Origin of the sequence: Catenulispora rubra, from assembly GCF_015356825.1 — a bacterium.
GTDB lineage: Bacteria > Actinomycetota > Actinomycetes > Streptomycetales > Catenulisporaceae > Catenulispora > Catenulispora rubra.
On record NZ_JAACYW010000460.1, the window covers coordinates 1 to 5,785 of the forward strand.

Genomic DNA, 5,785 nt, shown 5'->3' on the forward strand with positions numbered 1-5,785 from the left:
CGGTTTGTGGGTCGGGGGTGAGGGTGCTGGGTGAAGGAGCTGGGTGAAGGAGCTGAGTGAGGAAGTCGGGTGAGCGTCCCGCGCGACGGTGCCGGCTCGCTAAGCAGCTGGAGCTGGCGTCGGAGTCGGCGTCACAGCGAACGCCGCCGCCGCTGCCGTCGTGATCGTGCGGTAGCGGACGGCGGCGGTCGCGGGCGTGATGTGGCCGGCACGTTCGAGGCTGATGATGCCGTGCGCGGCAGCCCAGAGGACGTCGGTGATCTCTTCGGGGTCGGCGGTGAGCCGGAAGATGCCGGCTTCGATGCAGCGCTGGGCGGCGATGTGGAGCGCGGCAAGGCTTTGCCTGGCAGCCGCCCGGGCGCGGGCGTCGGGGCTGTAGCCGGGGATGCCGGGGCCGTGCATGACGTCGTAGAAGTTCGGTTCGGCCAGCGCGCTCTCGCGGTAGGCCTGGCCGACGGCCGCCAGGTACTCCGCGGGGTCGGCGGCGCGCGGGACGGCGTCGAGGTGGAGCTTGAGGCGCGCGAAGCCTTCGAGGTACAGGGCTGCGGCGATGGAGTCCTTGGAGCCGAAGTGCTTGTACAGGATCATGGTCGAGCAGCCGGCTTCGGCGGCGATACGGCGCATGGTCAGGGCGGCGGGGCCTTCGGCAGCGAGGAGGCGCGCGGCGACGTCCAGTAACGACGCGCGCAGCACCTCCTGGCCGCGGGCCTGCGCTCGGGCGTAGACGCCGGGGGCGATCGGCTCGTGGTCGGCGGTGGTATCAGGCTTCTGACTCATGTCCGTTCCCCGCTGTGGTTCTCACGCCGGCTGGCCGGCGAGCTCCCCAAGTTGCGCGTCACTGTAGCCCCGAAGCAGCGGACTGCGGCGGGTGGCGTTCAACTGTCGAAACAGTCCGCGCCCCGCCGCCGGAACTCGCCGAACCTAGCGCGACCTGGACAGGAACAGCTCACTAAGCTCGGCACGGGGTTGTGGCACCGCCGCCTGCGGCCGTACCGCCATCCCGCCGACGTTCACCCCGCGCTGCAGGAAGAACCCGAGCAGCCGCGCGGTCGCCAGCGCGTCGCCGAGCGCGCTGTGCGCGTCGGTCAGTTGGACCCCGACCGCCTCGCAGCAGTCCAGCAGCTTGTACGAGGGCCCGGGCAGCAGTGCCTGCGACGTCCGCAGCGTGCAGGCGCCGCCGGCGATCTCCGGGGAGTGCACGCCGATGCGCGCGAACTGCGTCACCAGGAACTTGGCGTCGAAGGCCAGGTTGTGGGCGACCACGATCCGGTCGGCGAGCAGCGCGTGCAGGTCGAGCCCGACGTCCTCGAAGCGCGGCGCCGGCTCCACCATCTCCCGCGTGATGCCGTGCACCCGCGTCGCCCCGACCCCGCCCTCCGGTCGCAGCAGACTGTCCCAACTTCCCGTCACCTGCCCGGCGACGTCCACATGCACGATCGCGACCTCCACGATCTCAGCGATCGGAGGCTGGAACCCTGACGTCTCGACATCGACAACCGCGTATCCGTTCACCAACCCATCTTCGAGGGCGGACACACGTCTGTGTCGAAGGCGCGCCTCAGCGCGGCAGCATCACCAAAGCAGGCGCGGCCAGAAACGCACAGATCGGCAGGTTCACCTTCCAGTAGCGCACGAAGACGGCGATGAACTCCCTGATCGTCGCGCTCGGTAGGAAGTACGCGGCAGTCGGCGATCCAACCACCTGAGCGGGCACTCCGAGGTCCCGCGCGATCAGCGCGGCGCGGTAGCTGTGGAAGTCATTGGTGACGACCACGCAGCGGTAGCCCTCTGGCCGCGACTGCCGCATAAGCGCCGCGCTATAGATGAGGTTTTCCTCCGTCGTCCGCGACTGGTCCTCTCTGAGGATCCGATCGGCGGGGAACCCGCGCTCCACCAGATAGCTCTCCATCGCCTCTGCCTCGGACAGCCGCTCGTCCGATCCCTTGCCGCCGGACACGATGAGCATCGGCCCCTTCTGCGCGTCAAGCGATTCGTATACAGAGCGCCCGCGTTCCAGCCGACTCGCCAACAGCGGCGACACCCGCCGGCCTCCCATCAGGCCGGCGCCGAGCACCACGACGAAGTCGACGGCGCGCCTTATGGGCATCCGCCTGTAGAGGAACCCATAGGTGAGGTAACAGAAGAACAGGAACGCCAAGTAGCAGACGACGAGGACTGCCGCGGCGGCCAGAGCGATCAGCACATGCCGCCGAGCCACCACAGCCGCTACCAGCAGCAGCACCAGCGCGATGATGCCGACCCCACAGGCGAGGGACAGCAGGTTCGCGGCGGTGCGTCCCTCCTTGCGGAGCATCGTCATGCCGTTGAGGATCAGGAACGTCACCAAGGCCATCAGGCCAAGTGTCGGCAGCAACCCGACCGCCATGACCGCCAGCACCCGTCCGTCGCCGGACGTCCGCGTGACTCCGTAGAGCAGACCCAGCCCGAGGAACGACAACGTCAGCCCGAGGAACACCGCGTTGCGGAACCCCCGCGGGTCGCGCATCACCGAGTCGACGAACAGAAGCGCGAACAGCGCGGCCAGTACGTAGGCGAACAGAGTGCTTCCCGACTGTCGAGGCCCTGCAGCGGCCGGGCCGAATGTCCTGACCTGGCCAGTTTATGGAGGACCCGGGCGCTGCGCTCCTGGGCGGCACGCTGTGGGGGGATCCTTAGGAGGTCTTTAGCGAGTTCCTATGAACGGGGCTGCTGCGCTATGCGGGAGGTGCTGGTGTCGGGTGAGGTGCGGTAGGTCTGTGGTTTACAGGCGTTTTTGACGGCTTCGCCAATGGTTGGATGGCCTCGCAGGGGACGCAGTTCGGTGGAGCCCCGCAGGTTGCGCTGGCGGCTGGCGGTTTTCGCAGGCAAGACCACGCATGGGTCCGAGTCACTGCGCATGCGTTTGGTCTGGCGGCTGGCGGCCGCGTTTGTGAGCCGACTCCCTAAAGCGAAGGCCGCAGCACGATCCGGATCGGATCCCCGACCTTCTTCTCCAGCCGCTCGACCGCCTCGGCGGCCTCCTCCAGGCCCATCACGCCGGAGATGGACCGGGCGAAGTTCAGCCGTCCGCCGGCCTCCAGGCGGATCAGCTGTGCGACCGAGTCCTCCGGGGAGCCGTAATGCCCCAGGAGTTGGTACTGCGCGGACTGGAAGCGGGTGCTGTTCTCGATCGTGATCGGCTGGCCGCTCAGGCCGACCAGGATCAGCTTGCCGCCGGGTGCCAGCTGCCGGAGTGCCTGGTCGCGGACCGGGGTCACGCCGGCGAAGTCGAAGGCGTACTCCAGGCCGAGGCCGTTGGTCGCGGTGCGGATCGTGGTTCGTAAGTCAGGGTCGGCGGAGTCGAGTGCCAGGTCGGCGCCGAAGGCCAGGGCGCGGTCGCGGGCGGCTGGGGAGGGGTCGATGGCGATGATCGGGCAGGCGCCGATTGCGCGCAGGAGTTGCACCGCGTGCGCGCCGAGGCCGCCGATGCCCCATACGCCGACCGACTGGGCCGGGCCGACGTGGGCCGTCGCGGTGATGGCGCCCCATGGCGTCGACACCGCGTCCGGGATGATCGCGCCCTGCTCGAAGGGGATGGAGTCCGGCAGGGCGACCAGCGTGTCCTGGCGCGCCAGCGCGTACTCGGCCCAGCCGCCGTCGTAGTCCACGCCGCGTGTCCAGACCTGGCCGTCGCGGATCTCGCCGGCCTGGAGCACCGCGCGGGCGCCAGGCTTCCAGGTGGTGACGCCGGGCCCGACCTCGGCGACCGTGCCGGCGATCTCGTGACCGAGCGTGACCGTGTCCCCGACCAGCAGCCGGGGCCTGGCGAAGTAGCCGCGCACCAGGTGGACGTCCGACAGGCAGACCCCCGCCGCCTCGACCTTGACCAGCACCTCGCCGGTCGCCGGCGTCGGCTTCTCGACGTCCTCGACGCTCAAGGTGGGGCTGGAAGGGTTCGACAGGTTCAGACGTACGGCACGCATCGTCACCATGGTGCGGCTCCTCTCATAGACGTATATCGGCGAGAGCCTATGAGAACCGCTTCAGCACTTCACGGATGAGCGTCACATACCGCTCCTCCGCCCCGAAGTGCGCGACGACGCACAGCCACTCGCGAAGGTTCAGCAGCGTCATACGCTCCCGCCAGTCGCCGACCGGCGGACGCACCTCGTGGTACGCGGCGAAGAACTCCTCCGGCACGCCGCCGGTGCAATACATCATGCTCACGTCGATCTCGGCCCAGCCGTAGTACACCGCCGGGTCGATGAACACCGGAAGGTCGTCGAAGTCGGCGATGATGTTGGCCTGCCACAGGTCGCCGTGGACCAGCACCGCGGGCGCCTCCGGAAGCAGGCGGGGAAGACGCTCGGCCAAGCGCTCCAGTGCGCGCAGTTCCACGGTCTCGAAAGCCGCCTCGACCCTCGGCTCGCGCAGATAGCGCAGGATCCGGTGTTCGGCGAAGAACCGAAACCCGTCCTCGTCCCAGGCGTTCTCCTGCGGCAGCAGGCCGAGCATGCCGTCGTGGTCCCAACCGTGGCGGTCCGAACCGTGGCCGTGCAGCCCGGCGACGGCGCGGCCTGCGGCCTCCCAGAAGTGCGGGTTGTCCGGCAGTTCGGAGTTCAGGGCTTCCAGGACCAGCGAATGGGGACCGACGTGCAGGATCCGCGGCGTGGGCAGGCCGCCGATGTCCCGCAGCGCCTCAAGGCTCTCGGCCTCCTGCCCGAAGAAGCCCTCCGGCACGGAATGGCCGCCCTTCACCACGACCTCGCGACCATCGGACAGCGCGACCCGCCAGGCCGTGTGCGCCACGCCTCCGGTCAAGGGCTCACTGCGGAGTGCGTGAGTGCCCGGCGGAAGCAGATCGGGCGTCAACTCGTCAGTCTTGTCGGCCTGCATGCGACAAGACTCTCAGTCCGAGAAGTCCTGCGTCATCCAGACCGTGCCGCCGCTGTCCCGGAACACCGATATCCCGATGTGGTGGTAGTCGGTGCTCAGGATGTTGCGACGGTGCCCGTCGTCCGGCGGCTGCTCGGCCAGCATGCTGTTGGTCAGGCCGACGGCCATCGAGGCGATGGCGGCGTTCGTGTCCGACACCGGTCCGCCGTCGCCGATGTTCTCGCCCGCCGCCGACCACGAGACGCCCGCGGCGGTCTCGCGGTCGCCGAGCGCCGGCTCGCCCGGGCACTGGTGCGACAGACCACAGCCGGACGACATCACAGACGTATGCGCTGAGGCGCTCTTGTTGAGACCGGCGCTGAGCGTCAACGGCGGCAAGCCCTGGCCGGCGCGCGCCTGGTTGATCACGGCCAGGACCTGGTTCGCCGGCGACGACTGCGACGAGGAGGAGCTGGACGAGGACGACGAAGTGGACGGAGCGCCCGTCGAGGCTGGATGAGAACTCTGCGATACGGACGAGCTGGCCGTGGATTGCGTGGGGGGCTTCATGGAGCTCTTCGAAGTACTCGGAGTCGGCTTGGCGGAGTCCGAACGAGGCGACGGCGTGGCCGAGCTGCTCGACACGGACGTGGACGTCTGGGAATCCGAAGGCGTGGGCGTGGCGGCTAGGGAAGTGGAGCTTCCATCAACGGAGCTTAGCGACGTCACGGCGCCGCCGGGCTGCGAGTCGGCCTTGGAGTCGGTCGCCCCGGTCGTCACCACCACGGCCCCGATGATCGCCGACGTCGCGGCCAAGGCGACGGCGGCCTTGGCGGCGAAATGCGAGGCCGCGGATCGCGCCCCCGCTCTGGGTATTCGGCGGTGGGAGTGGCTGGTCGGCCCCTGCCCCGGCCCCTGCGCCTGCCACGAT

Annotated in this window: 8 protein-coding genes; 2 read left to right on the forward strand and 6 right to left on the reverse strand. The window is 69.2% G+C overall.

What is annotated here, in order from left to right:
- Positions 1–99: 99 nt before the first annotated feature.
- The 6 genes from GWK61_RS52090 to GWK61_RS52115 all read right to left on the reverse strand — a co-directional run bounded on the left by GWK61_RS52090 (position 100) and on the right by GWK61_RS52115 (position 5,283).
- Positions 100–777: a TetR/AcrR family transcriptional regulator gene (locus tag GWK61_RS52090; RefSeq protein ID WP_194921642.1), complete on the reverse strand. Its 678-nt coding sequence runs from the start codon at positions 775–777 to the stop codon at positions 100–102.
- A gap of 144 nt (positions 778–921) precedes the next feature.
- Positions 922–1,512, reverse strand: coding sequence for a 3'-5' exonuclease (locus GWK61_RS52095; RefSeq protein WP_194921644.1), 591 nt, complete (start codon positions 1,510–1,512; stop codon positions 922–924).
- A gap of 46 nt (positions 1,513–1,558) precedes the next feature.
- Positions 1,559–2,506 carry a YdcF family protein gene (locus GWK61_RS52100; RefSeq protein ID WP_228564407.1) on the reverse strand — a complete coding sequence of 316 codons (948 nt, stop codon included), beginning with the start codon at positions 2,504–2,506 and terminating at the stop codon, positions 1,559–1,561.
- Positions 2,507–2,942: 436 nt separating this feature from the next.
- Positions 2,943–3,971 (reverse strand): zinc-binding dehydrogenase, encoded by a 1,029-nt coding sequence (locus GWK61_RS52105; protein ID WP_194921645.1) that lies wholly within the window; start codon positions 3,969–3,971, stop codon positions 2,943–2,945.
- Positions 3,972–4,008: 37 nt separating this feature from the next.
- Positions 4,009–4,875: a fructosamine kinase family protein gene (locus GWK61_RS52110; RefSeq protein WP_194921647.1), complete on the reverse strand. Its 867-nt coding sequence runs from the start codon at positions 4,873–4,875 to the stop codon at positions 4,009–4,011.
- Positions 4,876–4,887: 12 nt separating this feature from the next.
- Positions 4,888–5,283: a CAP domain-containing protein gene (locus GWK61_RS52115; protein ID WP_323748170.1), complete on the reverse strand. Its 396-nt coding sequence runs from the start codon at positions 5,281–5,283 to the stop codon at positions 4,888–4,890.
- On the opposite strand from GWK61_RS52115, the gene GWK61_RS57970 reads away from it, so the two are divergent.
- Both GWK61_RS57970 and GWK61_RS52120 read left to right on the forward strand, forming a co-directional pair.
- Positions 5,222–5,374 (forward strand): hypothetical protein, encoded by a 153-nt coding sequence (locus GWK61_RS57970; protein WP_228564409.1) that lies wholly within the window; start codon positions 5,222–5,224, stop codon positions 5,372–5,374. The genes GWK61_RS52115 and GWK61_RS57970 overlap by 62 nt on opposite strands.
- A gap of 48 nt (positions 5,375–5,422) precedes the next feature.
- Positions 5,423–5,785 (forward strand): hypothetical protein (locus GWK61_RS52120; protein WP_228564405.1); only part of this gene is annotated, 363 nt, incomplete at its 3' end.

Bases quoted from the DNA above. Each gene is read 5' to 3' on its own strand.
- GWK61_RS52090 (WP_194921642.1), bottom strand. From the start codon at position 777: ATGAGTCAGAAGCCTGATACCACCGCCGACCACGAGCCGATCGCCCCC.
- GWK61_RS52100 (WP_228564407.1), bottom strand. From the start codon at position 2,506: ATGCGCGACCCGCGGGGGTTCCGCAACGCGGTGTTCCTCGGGCTGACG.
- GWK61_RS52105 (WP_194921645.1), bottom strand. From the start codon at position 3,971: ATGGTGACGATGCGTGCCGTACGTCTGAACCTGTCGAACCCTTCCAGC.
- GWK61_RS52110 (WP_194921647.1), bottom strand. From the start codon at position 4,875: ATGCAGGCCGACAAGACTGACGAGTTGACGCCCGATCTGCTTCCGCCG.